Below are 17401 nucleotides of genomic sequence, written 5' to 3'. Positions count from 1 at the left end.
CGATGAAGATCAAGAAGGGCGACCTGGTCCAGGTCATCACCGGTAAGGACAAGGGCAAGCAGGGCAAGGTCATCCAGGCCTACCCCGGCGACGACCGCGTCCTGGTCGAGGGTGTCAACCGGGTCAAGAAGCACACGAAGGCCGGCCAGACCGCACGCGGTTCGAAGACCGGCGGCATCGTGACGACCGAGGCCCCGATCCACGTGAGCAACGTCCAGCTCGTGGTGGAGAAGGACGGCAACAAGGTCGTCACCCGTGTCGGATACCGCTTCGACGACGAAGGCAACAAGATCCGCGTTGCCAAGCGGACCGGTGAGGACATCTGATGACTGCCACCACCAGTAACGCGCCGCGGCTCAAGCAGCGCTACCGCGACGAGATCACCGGCAAGATGCGTGAGCAGTTCTCCTACGAGAACGTCATGCAGATCCCGGGTCTCACCAAGATCGTGGTCAACATGGGTGTGGGCGACGCCGCCCGCGACTCCAAGCTGATCGAGGGTGCCATCAAGGACCTCGCCACGATCACCGGCCAGAAGCCGTCGGTCACCAAGGCCCGCAAGTCCATCGCGCAGTTCAAGCTGCGCGAGGGCCAGCCGATCGGCGCCCACGTCACCCTCCGGGGCGACCGCATGTGGGAGTTCCTGGACCGCCTGCTGTCGCTCGCGCTTCCGCGCATCCGCGACTTCCGCGGGCTGTCGCCGAAGCAGTTCGACGGCCGGGGCAACTACACCTTCGGTCTCACGGAGCAGGTCATGTTCCACGAGATCGACCAGGACAAGATCGACCGGGTCCGGGGCATGGACATCACCGTGGTCACCACGGCGACCAACGACGACGAGGGCCGCGCCCTGCTTCGTCACCTCGGCTTCCCGTTCAAGGAGAACTGACCGTGGCGAAGAAGGCTCTGATCGCTAAGGCCGCCCGCAAGCCGAAGTTCGGTGTGCGCGCGTACACCCGCTGCCAGCGCTGCGGCCGGCCGCACTCCGTCTACCGCAAGTTCGGCCTCTGCCGTGTGTGCCTTCGTGAGATGGCGCACCGCGGCGAGCTGCCGGGCGTGACCAAGAGCTCCTGGTAACCCCTTCCCGCCGTCCGGGAGGCGCCCCTCGCGGGCGAGGACCGGACGGCGGGGCCCAAGGGGCCAACCAGGGCTCTCGGTAAGCACGTGGGAGGCGGGGCCCGGCCCGTACCAGCTGCGCGTCTCGCGTAGAGTGGAAGGGTTGGGCGTCCGCCGCCCATGGCCGTCCGCGGGCTCCAGCCCGCTATGACACTTACTACGCCGTAGGTCCCCCGCGCCGCACCCGTCCCGGCCGTACGCGGCCGCTCCGAGCGATCGGAGCGGCACAGCTTTCGAGCAGCGTACGGATCGGGGAGAGGGATGGCGCAGATAGGGAAACCCCGGCGAGAGAGGCCGAAGGCCATCATGACCATGACCGATCCGATCGCAGACATGTTGACCCGTCTGCGAAACGCTAACTCGGCTTACCACGACACCGTCGTGATGCCGCACAGCAAGATCAAGTCGCACATCGCGGAGATCCTCCAGCAGGAGGGCTTCATCACCGGCTGGAAGACCGAGGACGCCGAGGTCGGCAAGAACCTCGTCCTCGAGCTGAAGTTCGGCCCGAACCGCGAGCGCTCGATCGCCGGCATCAAGCGGATTTCGAAGCCGGGCCTGCGGGTCTACGCAAAGTCCACCAACCTGCCGAAGGTGCTCGGCGGCCTGGGCGTGGCGATCATCTCCACGTCCCACGGGCTGCTCACCGGCCAGCAGGCGCAGAAGAAGGGCGTGGGTGGGGAAGTCCTCGCCTACGTCTGGTAGTCGGGAAGGAGGAACTGCAATGTCGCGTATCGGCAAGCTCCCCATCTCGGTTCCCGCCGGCGTGGACGTCACCATCGATGGCCGTACGGTCGCAGTGAAGGGCCCCAAGGGTTCTCTCTCGCACACCGTCGCCGAGCCCATCGAGATCGCCAAGGGTGAGGACGGCGTCATCAACGTCACCCGCCCCAACGACGAGCGTCAGAACAGGGCCCTGCACGGCCTGTCCCGCACGCTGGTGGCGAACATGATCACCGGTGTGACCCAGGGATACAGCAAGGCGCTCGAGATCAGCGGTGTCGGTTACCGCGTCCAGGCCAAGGGCTCCAACCTGGAGTTCTCCCTGGGCTACAGCCACCCGATCCTGGTCGAGGCCCCCGAGGGCATCACCTTCAAGGTGGAGTCCCCGACCAAGCTCAGCGTCGAGGGCATCGACAAGCAGAAGGTCGGCGAGGTCGCCGCCAACATCCGCAAGCTGCGGAAGCCCGACCCGTACAAGGCCAAGGGCGTGAAGTACGCGGGCGAAGTCATCCGCCGCAAGGTCGGAAAGGCTGGTAAGTAAGCCATGGCATACGGTGTGAAGATCGCTAAGGGTGACGCGCGCAAGCGTGCGGCCATCAAGCGGCGCCACATCCGCGTCCGCAAGCGGGTTTCCGGTACGCCGGAGCGTCCCCGCCTGGTCGTGACGCGGTCCAACCGTCACATGGTCGCTCAGGTGATCGACGACATCGCGGGCCACACGCTGGCCTCCGCGTCGACCCTGGACGCATCCATCCGTGGCGGCGAGGCCGACAAGAGCGCACAGGCGCAGAAGGTCGGCGCTCTGGTCGCCGAGCGCGCCAAGGCCGCCGGCATCGAGGCGGTCGTGTTCGACCGCGGTGGCAACCAGTACGCCGGGCGCATCGCCGCTCTGGCGGACGCCGCCCGTGAAGCCGGGCTCAAGTTCTGAGCCGGTTCCGTCACAGCGGACGTTAACGAGAGAGGTAATTCCAATGGCTGGACCCCAGCGCCGCGGTGGCGGCGCCGGTGGCGAGCGACGGGACCGGAAGGGTCGCGACGGTGGCGCTGCCGCCGAGAAGACCGCGTACGTCGAGCGCGTCGTCGCCATCAACCGAGTCGCCAAGGTCGTGAAGGGTGGTCGTCGCTTCAGCTTCACCGCGCTGGTCGTGGTGGGCGACGGTGACGGCACCGTGGGTGTCGGATACGGCAAGGCCAAGGAGGTGCCGGCCGCCATCGCCAAGGGTGTTGAGGAGGCCAAGAAGCACTTCTTCAAGGTCCCCCGGATCCAGGGCACCATCCCGCACCCGATCCAGGGCGAGAAGGCCGCGGGCGTCGTCCTGCTCAAGCCTGCTTCCCCCGGTACCGGTGTGATCGCGGGTGGCCCGGTGCGCGCCGTTCTGGAGTGCGCCGGCATCCACGACGTGCTGAGCAAGTCGCTCGGCTCGTCGAACCCGATCAACATCGTGCACGCCACCGTGGCGGCACTCCGGGGACTGCAGCGTCCCGAGGAGATCGCCGCCCGCCGTGGCCTGCCGCTGGAGGACGTCGCTCCCGCCGCTCTGCTGCGGGCGCGTGCCGGGGCGGGTGCGTAATGGCCCGCCTCAAGATCACGCAGACGAAGTCGCTCATCGGCAGCAAGCAGAACCACCGCGACACCCTTCGTTCGCTCGGCCTGAAGCGAGTGAACGACGTGGTCGTCAAGGATGACCGTCCCGAGTTCCGCGGCATGGCGCAGACCGTGCGGCACCTCGTCACGGTCGAGGAGGTCGACTGACATGGCGGAGAACAACCCGCTGAAGGTCCACAACCTCCGGCCCGCCCCGGGCGCCAAGACCGCCAAGACCCGTGTGGGTCGTGGTGAGGCGTCCAAGGGCAAGACCGCTGGTCGTGGCACCAAGGGCACGAAGGCCCGTTACCAGGTTCCGGAGCGCTTCGAGGGCGGGCAGATGCCCCTCCACATGCGTCTCCCGAAGCTGCGGGGCTTCAAGAACCCGTTCCGCACCGAGTACCAGGTCGTGAACCTGGACAAGCTGGCCGCGCTCTACCCGCAGGGTGGCGAGGTCACGGTGGCCGATCTGGTCGCCAAGGGCGCGGTGCGCAAGAACCAGCTCGTGAAGGTCCTCGGCCAGGGTGAGCTGACCGTGGCGCTGCAGGTGACGGTCGACGCCGTCTCCGGCTCCGCCAAGGAGAAGATCACCGCCGCCGGCGGCACCGTCACCGAGCTCGTCTGAGCGCGTTGAACCGACCAACCGGGGATGTCCTCAAGGGGCATCCCCGGTTGGTCGTTCCATGGGGGGCACGTACGCCGGTAAGGTAGGCCACTGTTACTGTCCGCGTGGCCTGTGCCTCCGCGGCTTTTGACTGCTTTGTATCCGTCGATCCTCAAGACCGTCACCTCTCGCGCCTGGCGCGGGGGGCGCAGGAGGCACCGTGCTCACCGCGTTCGCCCGGGCGTTCAAGACGCCCGACCTGCGCAAGAAACTGCTGTTCACGTTGGGCATCATCGTGCTCTTCCGACTCGGGGCGCACATTCCCATCCCCGGGGTCAGCTACGTCAATGTCAACTACTGCATGGACGCCGCGAAGGGCCAGGGGGGAGACCTCTTCGGTCTCGTCAACATGTTCAGCGGTGGCGCACTGCTGCAGCTCACGATCTTCGCCCTCGGCATCATGCCCTACATCACGGCGAGCATCATCCTGCAGCTGCTCGTCGTCGTGATCCCGCGGCTGGAGGCCCTGAAGAAGGAGGGGCAGTCCGGTACCGCGAAGATCACCCAGTACACCCGCTACCTGACCGTGGCCCTCGGTGTCCTGCAGGGCACCGGTCTCGTGGCCACCGCCCGCGGTGGCTCGCTCTTCCCCGGCTGTGACCGGGCGAGCGAGATCATCCCCGACCAGTCCATCTTCGTCACCATCACCATGGTCCTCGTCATGACCGCGGGCACCACGACGGTGATGTGGCTGGGCGAACTCATCACCGACCGCGGCATCGGCAACGGCATGTCGATCCTGATGTTCATCGCCATCGCGGCGGGCTTCCCGGGCGCCCTGTGGCAGATCAAGCAGCAGGGCAAGATCGCCGACGGCTGGGTGGAATTCGGCGCGGTGATCCTGGTGGGCCTGGCGATCGTCGGCCTGGTGGTCTTCGTCGAGCAGGCGCAGCGCCGAATTCCGGTGCAGTACGCCAAGCGCATGATCGGCCGCAGGTCCTACGGGGGAACGTCCACCTATATCCCGTTGAAGGTGAACCAGGCAGGTGTGATTCCTGTCATCTTCGCGTCGTCGCTGCTCTACATTCCGGCGCTGCTCGTCCAGTTCAGCAACTCGACCGCGGGCTGGGCCACCTGGATTCAGGCCCATTTCGTGGACGGCAGCCACCCGTATTACATCGCCACCTACTTCCTCCTGATCGTCTTCTTCGCGTTCTTCTACGTGGCGATCTCGTTCAACCCCGAGGAAGTCGCGGACAACATGAAGAAGTATGGTGGCTTCATCCCGGGCATCCGGGCTGGTCGACCGACCGCTGAGTACCTGAGTTACGTGCTCAACAGGATCACGTGGCCGGGATCGCTGTACCTGGGCTTGATCGCGCTGGTGCCAACGGTGGCACTGGTGCTGTTCGGGGCAAACCAGAACTTCCCGTTCGGCGGGACGAGCATCCTCATCATCGTGGGTGTCGGCCTGGAGACCGTGAAGCAGATCGAGAGCCAGCTGCAGCAGCGACACTACGAAGGGTTCCTCCGCTGATGCGAATCGTCCTCGTCGGGCCGCCTGGCGCCGGGAAGGGTACGCAGGCCGCGTACCTTGCCAAGAACCTCTCCATTCCGCACATCTCCACGGGTGACCTCTTCCGTGCCAACATCAGCCAGGGCACGCCCCTCGGCAAGCAGGCGCAGGAGTACATGAACGCCGGCGAGCTGGTGCCGGACGAGGTGACCGTCGGAATGGCGAAGGACCGGATGGAGAAGCCGGACGCCGACGAGGGCTTTCTGCTGGACGGCTTTCCCCGGAATCTCAGCCAGGCCAAGGCGCTGGACGAGATCCTCGCCGAGAGCGGTATCGCGCTCGACGGCGTGCTGGACCTGGAGGTCCCGGAGGAGGAAGTCGTCAAGCGGATCGCGGGCCGGCGCACGTGCCGGAGTGACAGCTCGCACACCTTCCACGTTGAGTACAAGCGCCCGAAGACCGAGGGCGTGTGCGACGAGTGCGGCGGCGAGCTGTACCAGCGCGAGGACGACAGCGAGGAGACGGTCCGCAAGCGGCTGGAGGTCTACCACCGCGAGACGGAGCCGATCATCGACTACTACCGCTCCCAGGGCCTGGTCGTCACGATCTCGGCCCTCGGCAAGGTCGGCGAGGTGACGGAGCGCGCCATGAGCGCGCTCCAGCGCCAGGCGGCCTGAAGCGAAGACGTATCCGTACGGCCGCGGCGCCCCCAGGGTGCCGCGGCCGTACCGTTGTGTACAGCGCGGTCCGGGCGCCGGCCCGGACCGCACCGGAGCCCGGCGCGGAAGCCGGGCCGCACCGGACCCGAGACAAAAGCCGGACCGCACCGGACCCCGACACAGAAGGCTGAAGGCATTCCGCATGGTGGAGATCAAGACCCCGGAGCAGATCGCGAAGATGCGCGAGGCCGGGCTGGTCGTCGCGCGCGTCCACGAGGCGTGCCGCGCCGCGGCGGTGCCCGGGGCCACGACCAAGGACCTGGACGACGTCGCCCGCAAGGTCCTCGCGGAGCACGGCGCCAGGTCGAACTTCCTCGGCTACGGCGGCTTCCCCGCCACCATCTGCACCTCGGTGAACGATGTCGTGGTGCACGGCATCCCGGACGCCGTGACCGTGCTGAAGGACGGCGACATCATCTCCGTCGACGCGGGCGCGATCATCGACGGCTGGCACGGTGACGCGGCCGTCACGCTCTTCGTCGGCGAGGGTCACGCTCCGGAGCTGCACGAGCTGAGCCGGGTGACGGAGGAGTCCATGTGGGCCGGGATCGCCGCGGTCCGGCAGGGCAACCGGCTCGTCGACATCTCCAAGGCGATCGAGGGCTACATCCGCCGCCAGCCGCGGCCCGCCACCGGCAAGTACGGGATCATCGAGGACTACGGCGGCCACGGCATCGGCTCGCAGATGCACATGGACCCGCATCTGCTGAACTACGTCGACCGCCGGCGCGGCCGCGGCCCGAAGCTGGTGCCCGGCTTCTGCATCGCGATCGAGCCGATGGTCAGCCTCGGCACGGCGAAGACCCACGTGCTCCCGGACGACTGGACCGTCAAGACCGACGACGGCACCTGGAGCAGCCACTGGGAGCACTCCGTCGCCCTGACGGCGGAGGGGCCGCTGGTGCTGACCGCCGTGGACGGCGGAAGGGCGAAGCTGGCGCAGTACGGCGTCACGACGGCCCCGGATCCGCTCGCCGGCGCCTGAGGCGTAAGGATCACCGCGGCGGGGAAGCTACCCCTGATTAGTCTTTCCGGATGCCGTCGCGTAGACTGACGCGTCGGGTCACGCCTGCCTGTGTGCATGCCGTGAACCGATCAAGGTAGCCGATTCGAAAGGCGAAGCGTGGCCAAGAAGCAAGGTGCCATCGAGATCGAGGGCACCGTGATCGAGTCTCTGCCGAACGCGATGTTCAAGGTGGAGCTCCAGAACGGTCACAAGGTCCTCGCGCACATCAGCGGGAAGATGCGCATGCACTACATCCGCATCCTGCCCGATGACCGGGTCGTGGTGGAGCTGTCTCCGTACGACCTGACGCGCGGCCGGATCGTCTACCGCTACAAGTAGATCTCGCTGTCGTTCCGCGCCCCGCGCGCGAGCGGCCGCACGACCCGGAGAACCTCACATCCCATGAAGGTCAAGCCGAGCGTCAAGAAGATCTGCGACAAGTGCAAGGTGATCCGCCGCCACGGCCGGGTCATGGTCATCTGCGACAACCTGCGCCACAAGCAGCGCCAGGGCTGAAGCACGACCCGCACTCCGCAGTTCTTCGCGCGACGCAACACATGTTCATACGCAGTCACCCGTCACCGCGGCTCCCACGCGGGGACGACACCCCCGGCGGAGGCCGGGGACCCGGCAGCCGAGGCAGCCGGGAGAGGTGCTGCGGAAGACCTCCGACTGTAATCAGGAGCCAATAGATGGCACGCCTCGCTGGCGTTGACCTCCCGCGTGACAAGCGCGTCGAGGTCGCCCTCACCTACGTCTTCGGTATCGGTCGCACCCTTGCCCAGCAGACGCTGGCCAACACCGGTGTGAACCCCGACACCCGCGTGCGGGACCTGGCCGAAGAGGACATGGTCAAGATCCGCGAGTACGTGGACGCGAACCTCAAGACCGAGGGTGACCTCCGTCGTGAGATCCAGGCCGACATCCGCCGCAAGGTCGAGATCGGCAGCTACCAGGGTCTGCGGCACCGTCGCGGTCTGCCCGTCCACGGTCAGCGCACCAGCACCAACGCCCGCACCCGCAAGGGTCCGCGTCGCGCGATCGCCGGCAAGAAGAAGCCGGGCAAGAAGTAGTCCGCACCGGACGCAATCGCGGTCCGAGCTGTAGGACCGACCACCTCCACGGGAGTTCATCAGTATGCCTCCGAAGAGCCGTACGGCCGGCGCCAAGAAGGTGCGCCGCAAGGAGAAGAAGAACGTCGCCCACGGGCACGCTCACATCAAGAGCACGTTCAACAACACGATCGTTTCGATCACCGACCCCACGGGCAACGTGATCTCCTGGGCCTCTGCCGGCCACGTCGGCTTCAAGGGCTCTCGCAAGTCGACCCCCTTCGCCGCGCAGATGGCCGCCGAGTCGGCCGCCCGCCGCGCGCAGGAGCACGGCATGCGCAAGGTCGACGTCTTCGTCAAGGGTCCCGGCTCCGGCCGTGAGACCGCGATCCGCTCGCTCCAGGCCACCGGCCTCGAGGTCGGCTCGATCCAGGACGTCACCCCGACCCCGCACAACGGATGCCGGCCGCCCAAGCGCCGTCGCGTCTGAGCCGGCTGAAGTAGGAGACAAGAAAACAATGGCGCGTTACACCGGGGCCGACTGCAAGCGTTGCCGTCGGGAGAAGCAGAAGCTCTTCCTCAAGGGGAGCAAGTGCGAGAGCGCGAAGTGCCCGATCGAGATCCGTCCTTACCCCCCGGGTGAGCACGGTCGCGGGCGCACCAAGGACAGCGAGTACCTGCTGCAGAAGCGTGAGAAGCAGAAGGCCGCCCGCATCTACGGAGTCCTTGAGAAGCAGTTCCGTGGTTACTTCAACGAGGCGAACAGGAAGTCCGGCAAGACCGGCGAGAACCTGCTCCGCATCCTGGAGACCCGGCTCGACAACGTGGTCTACCGCGCGGGCTTCGCGAAGTCCCGCGACCACGCCCGTCAGCTGGTCCGCCACGGCCACATCACCGTGAACGGCCGCAAGACCGACATCCCGTCGGCCCGCGTCGCCGTGAACGACATCATCGAGGTCCGCAAGGCTTCGCAGGAGATGACGCCGTTCGTCGTCGCTCGTGCGGAAGCCGGCGAGAAGACCGTGCCGGCGTGGCTCGAGGCCATTCCGTCGCAGCTCCGGATCCTCGTGCACAGCCTGCCCGAGCGCCAGGTGATCGACACCCAGGTGCAGGAGCAGCTGATCGTCGAGCTGTACTCGAAGTAGCAGCTCGCATCGTCCGAGGGGCGGGCGGCCGCGGCGGGAGCGTTCCGCGGCGGCCGCCCGTATCCTTGGGCGTACCGACACCGGGCTGCCGTCCGGTGAGTCCGGCATCAAATAGCGGGTGCCGAAGACTGAAGGAGAACACCCCATGCTGATCGCTCAGCGCCCCTCGTTGACCGAAGAGGTCGTCGACGAATTCCGCTCCCGGTTCGTGATCGAGCCGCTGGAGCCGGGCTTCGGCTACACCCTCGGCAACTCCCTCCGCCGTACGCTGCTCTCCTCGATCCCCGGTGCCGCCGTCACCAGCATCCGGATCGACGGGGTCCTGCACGAGTTCACCACCGTGCCGGGCGTCAAGGAGGACGTCACCGACCTCATCCTCAACATCAAGCAGCTCGTCGTCTCCTCGGAGCACGACGAGCCGGTCGTGATGTACCTGCGCAAGCAGGGTCCCGGCCTGGTCACGGCGGCGGACATCGCCCCGCCGGCCGGCGTCGAGGTGCACAACCCGGACCTCGTCCTCGCCACCCTCAACGGCAAGGGCAAGCTGGAGATGGAGCTGACGGTCGAGCGCGGCCGCGGCTATGTCTCCGCCGTCCAGAACAAGCAGCTGGGCCAGGAGATCGGCCGGATCCCGGTCGACTCCATCTACAGCCCGGTGCTCAAGGTCACCTACAAGGTCGAGGCGACCCGAGTCGAGCAGCGCACCGACTTCGACAAGCTGATCGTCGACGTCGAGACCAAGCAGGCCATGCGGCCGCGTGACGCCATGGCGTCGGCCGGAAAGACCCTGGTGGAGCTGTTCGGCCTGGCCCGCGAGCTCAACATCGACGCCGAGGGCATCGACATGGGCCCGTCCCCGACGGACGCTGCCCTGGCCGCCGATCTGGCGCTGCCGATCGAGGAGCTGGAGCTCACGGTCCGCTCGTACAACTGCCTCAAGCGCGAGGGCATCCACTCGGTGGGCGAGCTGGTGGCCCGCTCCGAGGCGGACCTGCTCGACATCCGCAACTTCGGTGCGAAGTCGATCGACGAGGTCAAGGCGAAGCTGGCCGGCATGGGCCTGGCGCTCAAGGACAGCCCGCCCGGATTCGACCCGACCGCCGCCGCCGACGCCTTCGGCGCGGACGACGACGCGGACGCCGGGTTCGTGGAGACCGAGCAGTACTGAGCCGCCACCCGGCGCGAGCGGCGGGGCCCGCTCCGCACCCCTGGGTGCGGACGGTTCCGGCCGCCGCCGGGTTGTGGTTTTCCTCGGACGCCGGGCGCGCCGGAAGACGCGCGTCCGGCGGCTGAGGGGAACTTCCCCGGGACAGTCCCGTTCCGGGGGACCTGACACCGGTACCTGATACGGCCGGTGCAGAGATTGAGGAGAATCACCATGCCGAAGCCCGCCAAGGGCGCCCGTCTGGGCGGCAGCGCAGCGCACGAGCGGCACCTGCTGGCGAACCTCGCCACCGCGCTGTTCGAGCACGGCCGGATCACGACCACGGAGGCCAAGGCCCGCCGCCTGCGCCCCGTGGCCGAGCGTCTGATCACCAAGGCGAAGAAGGGCGACCTTCACAACCGCCGCCAGGTCATGCAGACGATCCTGGACAAGGGTGTCGTCCACACCCTGTTCACGGAGATCGGCCCGCGTTACGAGAACCGTCCGGGTGGCTACACCCGGATCACCAAGATCGGCAACCGTCGTGGCGACAACGCCCCGATGGCCGTGATCGAGCTGGTCGAGGCCCTCACCGTGCAGCAGACCGCTGTCGGCGAGGCCGAGGCGGCCACCAAGCGTTCCGCCAAGGACGCCGCCGGTGACCAGGCCGTCGCGGACCTCAAGAAGGACCAGGCCGAGGAGGCCGGTTCTGCGGAGGCCGAGGCCGGCGAGGAGAAGAAGGACGCCTGAGCAGGGCTTCTTCGCTTCCTCGCGGTTCCGCGAGCCGCGCCATCGCTGTACGGACGGGCCCGCACCGGTTTTCCCGGGGCGGGCCCGTTCGGTGTGTCTGAGAGGATCAACGGGTGAGTGACGACGTGGAGCCCGGCTTCGTACGGATCAGGCTGGACCTGTCCTACGACGGGAAGGACTTCTCCGGCTGGGCCCGGCAGCGGGAGCGGCGCACGGTCCAGGGCGAGCTGGAGAGCGCGCTGCGGACGGTGCTGCGGCTGCCGGAGCCGGTCGAGCTGACCGTCGCGGGCCGCACGGACGCCGGGGTGCACGCCCGGGGCCAGGTGGCGCACGTCGATCTCGCCGAGGACGTGTGGGCCGCGCACGGCGACAAGCTGCTGCGGCGGCTCGCCGGGAAGCTGCCGCACGACGTCCGGGTCTGGCGGGTCGCCGAGGCGCCGCCGCACTTCAATGCCCGTTTCTCGGCGATCTGGCGGCGCTACGCCTATCGCGTCGGCGACCACCGGGGCGGCGTCGACCCGCTGCGGCGCGGGCACGTCCTGTGGCACGACTGGCCGCTCGACATCGACCTGATGAACGAGGCCGCCGCGAAGCTGCTGGGCGAGCACGACTTCGCCGCGTACTGCAAGAAGCGGGAGGGCGCGACGACCATCCGTACCCTTCTGGACCTGCACTGGGAGCGTCCCGGGCCGGGGCGGGAGGACGCCGGGCTGGCGGTCGCGACGGTGCGCGCCGACGCCTTCTGCCACAACATGGTGCGGGCCCTGGTCGGCTCGATGCTGCTGGTCGGCGACGGTCACCGCCCGGTGGGGTTCCCGGCCGAGGTGCTGGCGGGCCGGGTCCGGCACTCGGCGGTGAACGTCGTTCGGCCGCACGGCCTCACCCTGGAGGAGGTCGGCTACCCGGCTGACGACCAGCTGGCCGCCCGGAACCTGGCGGCCCGCAACAAGCGCAGCCTGCCGGGGGCGGGCGCCGTTACGGACTGACCGGTCCGGCCGGGTCCGGAAGGCGGGCCGGTGCCGGGACGGAACCGGCCGCTCCGTGCCCGGTGCCGGGGCGGCCGCCGTCGTGGGACGGGCCCGGCCGCGGCGTCGGCGGCAGGCCGGCCCGGCCCGGCCCGGGATGTGCTCGGACGCCGCGGGCCCGCTCGTCCCGGGTGACGACACGGGACGCCTTCGGTCACCCGGCCGTGCCGCGGCCCTGCGGGGTCAGTCGCTCGGCACCACGCAGTCCTCGGGCTGCGGCTCGCCCTCCGGCCAGGCCAGGCCGACGAAGGCCAGGCCCCGGGTGCGGGGATCGAGTTCCACGACCGCGACCGGCTTGTCGTACGGGTTGCCGCCGTTCGTCAGGCAGATCCAGCCGCTCGTGCCGGTCACCCGGTGGGCGGACTCCAGACGCAGCCACTGCGCGGCGACCCGGTCCAGTGGGGGGATCGTGCCCGAGGACTGGGAGTTCGCCAGGAACACCGCCTCGGCGATGGTGCGCACCCCGTCGTGGACGAGCATCGTCCGGGAGTCCTCCAGCTCGACGGGGCCGATGTCCCCGGCGGTCCGCTGCTCGACCAGGTCGCGCAGTTTCACCAGTTCCCGGCGCGGCTCGGTCAGATAGGCCGGCTGCTCCTTCACGTCGGGGATGCGGCCGGTCTTCTCCCGCTGCTCCTTCTCCCAGTCGGCGAGCGCGTGGTCCCAGGCGTCGGGGTGCGCGGGCGCGGTGTACTGCACGGTGACCACCGGCTCGCCGTCCCCGGTGCCGCGCAGCTTCTCCCAGTCCTGCTCGCTCATGTACCGGTCGAGGGTGGCGGCGCCGGATCCGCTGACGACCGTGTAGCGCTTGCCGCGGCAGGGCACCTCGGCGAGCTTCAGGGCGAACAGCCGCAGATGGACGGGGCGGCCGGCGAAGTAGACGACGTCGGCCTCCGACTGGCAGATGTTGTGGCCGATGAGCGAGAAGTCGTTGCCGGTGTCGCCGGGCTCGTTGATCCCGGGCGACCGGAACTCCTGGTCCTTGGCGCCCGCCGGGCCCGACTCCTCCCGGCTGAACGCCTTGGCGAGCGAGTCGACGTAGATGTCGCCCGGGCGGGTGTCGCGGACGAGGACGGTGTCCTCGTTCCGCAGGTCGCCGTGGAAGTCGGCGAGGGCGTCGGCCTGCTGCCGGTTGGTCGGGATGACGCGGGCCAGCCCGTTGAAGCGCGGCTTGCCGGTGCGGCTCTCGGGGTTGGCGAGTTCGTCGGCGCTGACGCGGCTGGCGAGCACCGGTATGCCCAGGTCGTTCGTGAGGCGCCGGATGGCCTCCTCGGTGCTGGCCAGGCTCAGGTTGAAGCCCGTCACGGCCCGCAGGTTGTCCTTGCCGGACTCGGCCATGGCGGCGAGGCGGTCGACGACCCGTTCCTGCTGCCGGTAGTCGGCGCCGGGATTGGCCAGCACCAGGCGCAGCAGCGGGGACTTCTCCTGCCGGTTGGCCCGGTACTGCGCGAGGTACGCCCCTTGCAGATCGCTGCGGAGCTGCCGCTTCCCGGCCTCGCCCCTGGGCTGCAACGGCACCATCACGGCCACGGTGACGTGCGGTTTCCCGGATATCCGGGCGTTCTCCCCGGCGATCGCCCGGCTGACCTCGGTGATCTCGTCGGTGCCGAAGTCGTAGCCGGAGCCGTTGACGCCGATGCACTCGCCGTCGCTCCGTTCGACTCCGTTCGCGCAGAGGTCGGGCGCGCCGATCAGCCGGTCCGCGAGGACGGCGGCCGCGGTGACCACGGCCGCCGTCACGAGGGTCGTGAGGGCCTTCTTGGTCCAGTTGGCCCAGAACGTGTTGTACAGCCAGTTCAGCACGCCGCCACCTTCTGATCGAGTCCTGTCCGTCCCGGCCCTCCGTGCCCCGCCGGCCCGCCCCGCTCCCGCCCGGGTCATCCGATGTGCCTCGTGCAGGCGCAGGGCCGCAGGGGCTGCCTGCCTGCGACCCGGTCGCTCCAGTCGCCGGCCACCCGGGTCAGCACCTCGGCGCCGTGCGACGACTCGTCACCGATCCGCTCCAGGATCTTCCGCAGGGTGCCGCCCACGGCGTCGTCCACCGCCCGCGTCCGGTCCTCGCAGAGCCGTACGGCGTGGAGGAGCCGGTCGATGCGGCGTCTGCGGGCGTCGCCGGGCAGCTCCACCGCGCCGAGGGCCCGGTCGCGCCGGTCGTCCGGGCCGCCGATCAGCGGGGCCTCCGCTATCGCGAGCAGTTCCTCGCACCACTCCCGCATGGAGCGGGTGTCCGCCCGGCCGCCGTGGGCCGGGAAGGTGCGTTCCAGATAGTCCGTGACGGTGTCCGCGTCGGCGAAGGCGAGATGGTGGTGCATCCGGTGGGCGCCGGCCGTCCCGAAGAGGTCGTCGGGGGCGTCCTCGGCCGCCCCGCCGTACCGGTCGCGCAGCAGCCGGTGGTCCTCCCGCCACGCCTCGCCGCCGGGCCGGAGGCGGTACAGCCGGCGCATCAGCAGGTGCCGCAGCCCCAGATCGCCGATGAAGTGCCGCGGGCAGTGCGGCCAGCCGCTGTCCCGGAGCAGTTCGGCGATCCGGTACGCGGACAGCCGCTCCTCCCGGTCCTTCTGCCGCTCCCGCATCAGCGCCTCGGCGCACTCCGCGTCGTGCGCGGCCGACAGATGGCTGAGCAGGTCCAGCCAGTGCGCCCGGTGCTCGGCGGGCAGCTCCTCGGGCAGCTGGCAGCCGACCAGCTCCTCCAGCAGCACGTCCGCCACCGGCCGGGTCTCCGCCTCGTCGCCCGTGCGCAGCGGGGACTCCAGCAGCGCCCAGTCGCTGCCGTCCTCGGGCAGCCGTGCCGCCGCGGTGGCCTCCGCGAGCCGGGCCACGAACAGCGGTCTGCCGCCGCTGAGCCGGTGGACGCCCTGTTCGACCCGGAGCCGGGAGGCGTTGCCCGCCTGCGGCCGGGGGGACTGGAAGCGGGCCGTGCCGTGCTTCTGCTGCTCCCGGGTGAGCAGGGGCATCCGGACGAGTACGACGCCGCGCGAGGGCGAGGCGAGGCCGGATCCGCCGCCGGGCGGCCGGGTCCACGACGGCAGCCCGCCTTCCGCCGGATGCCAGTCGAGCGGTTTGCGGCCCGCCGCGGGGCCGGTGTCGTCGGTGTCGCCGGCCCGGTACAGAAAGCGCCCGCCGTCGTCGCGGCGGGCGGTCGCGAAGATCACCAGCCGGTCGTGGTGGCCGTTCTCGCGGTCCTCCAGCACCGGTCCCAGCAGCCGGCGGCCCAGGGCGTTGTCCGCGTGGTCGAGCAGCAGCGCGGGGCGGCCGACCCGGGAGAGCCGGCCCCGGACCGAGCGGTAGGCCGCCTCGACGTCCTCCCGGAGCGCCCGGAAGAGGAAGTTCTCCGCGGTCTCGCGGGCCTCCCGGTCCTGCTGGAAGTGCGCGGCGAGGGAGTGCAGTCCGAGCTTCGCGTGCCCGCCCGCGCCGGGGTATTCGCCGTAGCACTCCTGGAGCGCGGCCTCGCCCTCCCGCGAGGTCCTGGCGAGCAGTTCGTCGAGCACGCCGTTGATCAGCGGTACGGCCATGGCGTGCGTCACCAGCCCGGCGAGCGCGCCGAGATAGCCGCGGACCGCGCGGTTCAGGACACCGCGCCAGAAGTGGCCGGGCGGCAGCAGATCGTCGTGCCGCCGCACCTCGTCCACCACATCGGCGACCGTGCCGCCGCGGTCGCCCGCCGCCACCGCGGCCAGTCCCGCGTACAGCCGGGGGACGGGGATCCCGCCGCCGTCGCCCTGCCAGGCGCCCAGTTGGAGGGCGATCTCGCGGAGCGCCTCGGTCCGCTCCGACCGGCTCCGCGGGTGCTGCCCGGCCTCCTCCCGGAAGCCCGTGAGCGCGCAGTCGAGCCGGGCCACCGGGACATGCCGCCCGAAGTCGCCGCGTACGCAGCGCAGCAGCCGTCCCTTGCCGGTGCCGGGGCCGCCGACGAGCAGCAGGACGGGCAGGTCGGGGCCGTAGAGGAGCTTGCGGTTGCGCCCGGAACGGGTCTTTCCGAGCAGGCGCGCGACCAAGCCGTCGTCGTCGAGCAGCTTGTCGAATCCGAAGTCGTCGAGCACGGTCCCCCCGCCACGGCATGGGCTTCCGGCGGGCGGGACATGATCACCCGTCAGATAGCAGGCCGATCCAGCAGGCTAGTGCAACAGGGCGTGCGTTGGGGAGAACTCAGCGCAACGAAGGCGCCCGGGGTACGCCTCCGGCGCGCGCCGGGCGGCGGGGGCGCCCGCCATGCGGGACGGCCGCTCGATCTTCTTGTGGGACGGCCAAGCCCGGTGAATACTCCCGTCGACCCCGATGGCTTACGGAGAACGGAGCGGCGACATGAAGCGCGCGCGATGGGTGGTGGCCTCAGCGGTGGCCGTGTCGGTGCTGGCGACGACGAGTGCCTGCGGCGACGGGGACGACGGGAGTACGGACAAGCCGACGGCCTCTGCGTCCGCGGACCGGCAGAAGGGGGAGGACGGCGAGGACGGCCGGCAGGGCGGGGTGCCGACCGAGACCCAGCTCCGGTCGGCCGCCTTCGACCTGGACGGATTCGGCGGCTACAAGGTATCCCCGCTCGGGGCGGGCGCCCGGGTCGAGGAGAAGACGGCGGCCGAGGCGGCCTGCGAACCCCTCGCCGACCTGCACGGGTTCTCGACCGTCCCCGAGCCGTCCGCCCTCCAGGTACGGAGCCTGACGACCACCGATTCCCCCGAGGACCGCGGCCTGGTCGTCAACGTCGGGCTGTTCTCCTACCCCGAGCCGGTCGCGAAGAAGCTGCTGACGGGCCTGCGCGACGCCGTCGAGGCGTGCGGCGGCGGCTTCGAGGACCGGCGGATCAAGCGGAAGTGGGAGTCCGTCGAGTCCTTCCCGGCGCCCGAGGGCGGCGACGGGTCCGTCGAGTACGCCCTGTGGACGAAGGACCGGGAAGGGAAGCCGTATCCGTCCCGCTTCACCGTCTTCCGCAGCGGGCCGGTGCTCGCCGTGTTCCACTCGGCGAACTCTGCGGACCCGGAGAAGGGCGAGGTCCCGGAGAAGATCCTCCGGACGCAGCTG

The 17401-nt window shown here is 69.6% G+C and carries 23 protein-coding genes; 21 read left to right on the top strand and 2 right to left on the bottom strand.

From position 1 onward, the window contains the following. Nucleotides 1-2 precede the first annotated feature (2 nt). From rplX to truA, 20 genes are all read left to right on the top strand, one after another. The gene (gene rplX / locus GCU69_RS17370; RefSeq protein ID WP_098753514.1) at nucleotides 3-326 is read left to right on the top strand and encodes a 50S ribosomal protein L24; all 324 of its coding nucleotides are present in this window, start codon (nucleotides 3-5) and stop codon (nucleotides 324-326) included. Then, nucleotides 326-889, top strand: coding sequence for a 50S ribosomal protein L5 (gene rplE / locus GCU69_RS17365; RefSeq protein ID WP_098753515.1), 564 nt, complete (start codon nucleotides 326-328; stop codon nucleotides 887-889). The genes rplX and rplE overlap by 1 nt, the downstream gene beginning before the upstream one ends. Before the next feature lie 2 nt (nucleotides 890-891). Then, complete coding sequence (locus GCU69_RS17360) at nucleotides 892-1077, top strand: type Z 30S ribosomal protein S14 (protein WP_003956452.1); 186 nt, start codon at nucleotides 892-894, stop codon at nucleotides 1075-1077. Nucleotides 1078-1422: 345 nt separating this feature from the next. After that, complete coding sequence (gene rpsH / locus GCU69_RS17355) at nucleotides 1423-1821, top strand: 30S ribosomal protein S8 (protein ID WP_019707834.1); 399 nt, start codon at nucleotides 1423-1425, stop codon at nucleotides 1819-1821. 19 nt (nucleotides 1822-1840) lie between these two features. Then, the gene (gene rplF / locus GCU69_RS17350; RefSeq protein ID WP_098753516.1) at nucleotides 1841-2380 is read left to right on the top strand and encodes a 50S ribosomal protein L6; all 540 of its coding nucleotides are present in this window, start codon (nucleotides 1841-1843) and stop codon (nucleotides 2378-2380) included. A 3-nt stretch (nucleotides 2381-2383) separates the two neighbouring features. Then, entirely contained in the window at nucleotides 2384-2767 is a 384-nt protein-coding gene (gene rplR, locus GCU69_RS17345; protein ID WP_098753517.1) for a 50S ribosomal protein L18, read from the top strand. Nucleotides 2768-2810: 43 nt separating this feature from the next. Then, the gene (gene rpsE, locus GCU69_RS17340) at nucleotides 2811-3410 is read left to right on the top strand and encodes a 30S ribosomal protein S5 (protein ID WP_098753518.1); all 600 of its coding nucleotides are present in this window, start codon (nucleotides 2811-2813) and stop codon (nucleotides 3408-3410) included. Continuing rightward, nucleotides 3410-3592 carry a 50S ribosomal protein L30 gene (gene rpmD / locus GCU69_RS17335; protein ID WP_098753519.1) on the top strand — a complete coding sequence of 61 codons (183 nt, stop codon included), beginning with the start codon at nucleotides 3410-3412 and terminating at the stop codon, nucleotides 3590-3592. Before rpsE ends, rpmD begins: the two co-directional genes overlap by 1 nt. Nucleotide 3593: 1 nt before the next feature. Further along, nucleotides 3594-4049 carry a 50S ribosomal protein L15 gene (gene rplO, locus GCU69_RS17330; RefSeq protein ID WP_098753520.1) on the top strand — a complete coding sequence of 152 codons (456 nt, stop codon included), beginning with the start codon at nucleotides 3594-3596 and terminating at the stop codon, nucleotides 4047-4049. Between the two features lie 199 nt (nucleotides 4050-4248). After that, the gene (secY, locus tag GCU69_RS17325; protein ID WP_098753521.1) at nucleotides 4249-5565 is read left to right on the top strand and encodes a preprotein translocase subunit SecY; all 1317 of its coding nucleotides are present in this window, start codon (nucleotides 4249-4251) and stop codon (nucleotides 5563-5565) included. After that, nucleotides 5565-6221, top strand: coding sequence for an adenylate kinase (locus GCU69_RS17320; protein WP_098753522.1), 657 nt, complete (start codon nucleotides 5565-5567; stop codon nucleotides 6219-6221). Before secY ends, GCU69_RS17320 begins: the two co-directional genes overlap by 1 nt. Before the next feature lie 184 nt (nucleotides 6222-6405). Then, entirely contained in the window at nucleotides 6406-7248 is an 843-nt protein-coding gene (gene map / locus GCU69_RS17315; protein WP_156206571.1) for a type I methionyl aminopeptidase, read from the top strand. 138 nt (nucleotides 7249-7386) lie between these two features. Further along, nucleotides 7387-7608, top strand: a complete 222-nt coding sequence (gene infA / locus GCU69_RS17310; protein WP_003956442.1) for a translation initiation factor IF-1 — start codon at nucleotides 7387-7389, stop codon at nucleotides 7606-7608. A 63-nt stretch (nucleotides 7609-7671) separates the two neighbouring features. Next, nucleotides 7672-7785, top strand: coding sequence for a 50S ribosomal protein L36 (rpmJ, locus tag GCU69_RS17305; RefSeq protein WP_003956441.1), 114 nt, complete (start codon nucleotides 7672-7674; stop codon nucleotides 7783-7785). Between the two features lie 176 nt (nucleotides 7786-7961). Then, nucleotides 7962-8342, top strand: coding sequence for a 30S ribosomal protein S13 (rpsM, locus tag GCU69_RS17300; RefSeq protein ID WP_098753524.1), 381 nt, complete (start codon nucleotides 7962-7964; stop codon nucleotides 8340-8342). Nucleotides 8343-8406: 64 nt separating this feature from the next. Further along, nucleotides 8407-8811 (top strand): 30S ribosomal protein S11, encoded by a 405-nt coding sequence (gene rpsK / locus GCU69_RS17295; protein ID WP_009715860.1) that lies wholly within the window; start codon nucleotides 8407-8409, stop codon nucleotides 8809-8811. A gap of 28 nt (nucleotides 8812-8839) precedes the next feature. Next, the gene (gene rpsD / locus GCU69_RS17290; RefSeq protein WP_098753525.1) at nucleotides 8840-9466 is read left to right on the top strand and encodes a 30S ribosomal protein S4; all 627 of its coding nucleotides are present in this window, start codon (nucleotides 8840-8842) and stop codon (nucleotides 9464-9466) included. Nucleotides 9467-9611: 145 nt separating this feature from the next. Beyond that, on the top strand, nucleotides 9612-10634 hold the full coding sequence (locus GCU69_RS17285) for a DNA-directed RNA polymerase subunit alpha (RefSeq protein ID WP_069171149.1): 1023 nt from the start codon (nucleotides 9612-9614) through the stop codon (nucleotides 10632-10634). A 210-nt stretch (nucleotides 10635-10844) separates the two neighbouring features. Continuing rightward, on the top strand, nucleotides 10845-11360 hold the full coding sequence (gene rplQ, locus GCU69_RS17280) for a 50S ribosomal protein L17 (RefSeq protein WP_098753526.1): 516 nt from the start codon (nucleotides 10845-10847) through the stop codon (nucleotides 11358-11360). A 113-nt stretch (nucleotides 11361-11473) separates the two neighbouring features. After that, entirely contained in the window at nucleotides 11474-12346 is an 873-nt protein-coding gene (gene truA, locus GCU69_RS17275) for a tRNA pseudouridine(38-40) synthase TruA (RefSeq protein WP_098753527.1), read from the top strand. A 222-nt stretch (nucleotides 12347-12568) separates the two neighbouring features. On the opposite strand, the gene GCU69_RS17270 is transcribed toward truA, so the two are convergent. Both GCU69_RS17270 and GCU69_RS17265 read right to left on the bottom strand, forming a co-directional pair. Beyond that, complete coding sequence (locus GCU69_RS17270; RefSeq protein WP_156206570.1) at nucleotides 12569-14185, bottom strand: ABC transporter substrate-binding protein; 1617 nt, start codon at nucleotides 14183-14185, stop codon at nucleotides 12569-12571. A gap of 74 nt (nucleotides 14186-14259) precedes the next feature. Continuing rightward, on the bottom strand, nucleotides 14260-16422 hold the full coding sequence (locus tag GCU69_RS17265; RefSeq protein WP_156206569.1) for a DEAD/DEAH box helicase family protein: 2163 nt from the start codon (nucleotides 16420-16422) through the stop codon (nucleotides 14260-14262). A gap of 262 nt (nucleotides 16423-16684) precedes the next feature. Here GCU69_RS17265 and GCU69_RS17260 point away from each other — a divergent pair. Next, nucleotides 16685-17401, top strand: a 717-nt coding sequence (locus tag GCU69_RS17260; protein ID WP_156206568.1) for a hypothetical protein, incomplete at its 3' end; no start/stop codon positions are given.

It is taken from the genome of Streptomyces lycii, from assembly GCF_009735685.1.
Lineage (GTDB): Bacteria > Actinomycetota > Actinomycetes > Streptomycetales > Streptomycetaceae > Streptomyces > Streptomyces lycii.
This window is presented reverse-complemented; position numbering and strand designations above follow the sequence as displayed.